Annotated in this window: 2 protein-coding genes; both read left to right on the top strand. The window is 69.0% G+C overall.

The window, feature by feature from the left end; all coding sequences use genetic code 11:
* The first annotated feature begins 1 nt into the window (after position 1).
* Positions 2-763: an electron transfer flavoprotein subunit beta/FixA family protein gene (locus ACTS11_RS08875; protein ID WP_442639965.1), complete on the top strand. Its 762-nt coding sequence runs from the start codon at positions 2-4 to the stop codon at positions 761-763.
* A complete protein-coding gene (locus ACTS11_RS08870; protein ID WP_442639964.1) occupies positions 763-1,689 on the top strand; it encodes an electron transfer flavoprotein subunit alpha/FixB family protein in 927 nt (308 codons plus the stop codon). The genes ACTS11_RS08875 and ACTS11_RS08870 overlap by 1 nt, the downstream gene beginning before the upstream one ends.

The raw sequence follows: 1,689 nt of genomic DNA, 5'->3' as shown, positions 1-1,689 counted from the left end.
CATGAAGGTGCTCGTGCCCGTCAAGCGCGTGATCGACTACAACGTGAAGGTCCGCGTGAAGGCGGACGGCTCCGGGGTCGATCTCGCCAACGTGAAGATGTCGATGAACCCCTTCGACGAGATCGCGGTCGAGGAGGCGATCCGCCTGAAGGAGGCCGGCAAGGCCGAGGAGGTCGTCGCCGTCTCGATCGGCGTCAGGCAGGCGCAGGAGACGCTCCGGACCGCGCTCGCCATGGGCGCCGACCGCGCGATCCTCGTCGTCGCCGCCGATGACGTGCATCAGGACGTCGAGCCGCTCGCGGTCGCGAAGATCCTCGCCAAGGTCGTCGAGGAGGAGGGCCCGGGCCTCGTTCTCGCGGGCAAGCAGGCCATCGACAACGACATGAACGCGACGGGCCAGATGCTGTCGGCCCTCCTCGGCTGGTCCCAGGCGACCTTCGCCTCCGAGGTCTCGGTCGAGGGCGACCATGCGCTCGTGACGCGCGAGGTCGATGGCGGCCTCCAGACCATCAAGGTGAAGATGCCCGCCATCGTCACCGTCGATCTGCGCCTGAACGAGCCGCGCTATGCGTCGCTTCCGAACATCATGAAGGCGAAGAAGAAGCCGCTCGACGAAAAGACCGCCGCCGATTACGGCGTCGACGTCACGCCGCGGCTGACGGTCGTCAAGACGGCCGAGCCCGAGGCGCGCAAGGCGGGCGTGAAGGTGGGGTCGGTGGACGAACTGATCGAGAAGCTGAAGAACGAAGCGGGGGTGATCTGATGGCCGTACTTCTTCTTGCCGAAGTGACCAACGGCGAGCTGTCGATGGACGCGACCGCCAAGGCGGTGACGGCGGCGGGCAAGCTCGGCGACGTGACCGTGCTCTGCGCCGGGGCCTCCGCGAAGGCCGCCGCCGACCAGGCCGCGACGATCGAGGGCGTGTCCAAGGTGCTCTGCGCCGAGGGCGACAGCCTCGGCCACCGCCTCGCCGAGGCGACGGCGGAGCTGATCGTGGGGCTCGCGGGCGACTACAGCCACATCTGCGCGCCCGCCACGACGGACGCCAAGAACATCATGCCGCGCGTGGCGGCCCTTCTCGACGTCATGGTGATCTCGGACGCCTCGGGCGTGGTGGACGCCGACACGTTCGAGCGGCCGATCTACGCGGGCAACGCGATCCAGACGGTGAAGTCCTCCGACGCCAAGAAGGTCGTGACCTTCCGCACGTCGACCTTCGAGGCGGCGGGCACGGGCAATGCGGCCCCGGTCGAGGCGGTGGCGGCACCCGGCGCCTCCGGCCTCTCGGAATGGGTCGAGGACAAGGTGGCGGCCTCCGACCGCCCCGAGCTGACCTCGGCCGGCATCGTCGTGTCGGGCGGCCGTGCGCTCGGCTCCTCCGAGCAGTTCGCGCTGATCGAGAAGCTCGCGGACAAGCTCGGCGCGGCGGTGGGCGCCAGCCGTGCGGCGGTCGATTCGGGCTACGCGCCGAACGACTGGCAGGTGGGCCAGACCGGCAAGGTCGTGGCCCCCGACCTCTACATCGCGGTCGGAATCTCGGGCGCGATCCAGCACCTCGCCGGCATGAAGGACAGCAAGGTGATCGTCGCGATCAACAAGGACGAGGAGGCGCCGATCTTCCAGGTCGCCGACTACGGCCTCGTCGCCGACCTCTTCCAGGCGGTGCCGGAGCTGACCGAGAAGCTCTGA

This window comes from Roseicyclus sp., from assembly GCF_052168335.1.
Taxonomy (GTDB): domain Bacteria; phylum Pseudomonadota; class Alphaproteobacteria; order Rhodobacterales; family Rhodobacteraceae; genus Roseibacterium.
This window is presented reverse-complemented; position numbering and strand designations above follow the sequence as displayed.

Bases quoted from the DNA above. Each gene is read 5' to 3' on its own strand.
- ACTS11_RS08870 (WP_442639964.1), top strand. From the start codon at position 763: ATGGCCGTACTTCTTCTTGCCGAAGTGACCAACGGCGAGCTGTCGATG.
- ACTS11_RS08875 (WP_442639965.1), top strand. From the start codon at position 2: ATGAAGGTGCTCGTGCCCGTCAAGCGCGTGATCGACTACAACGTGAAG.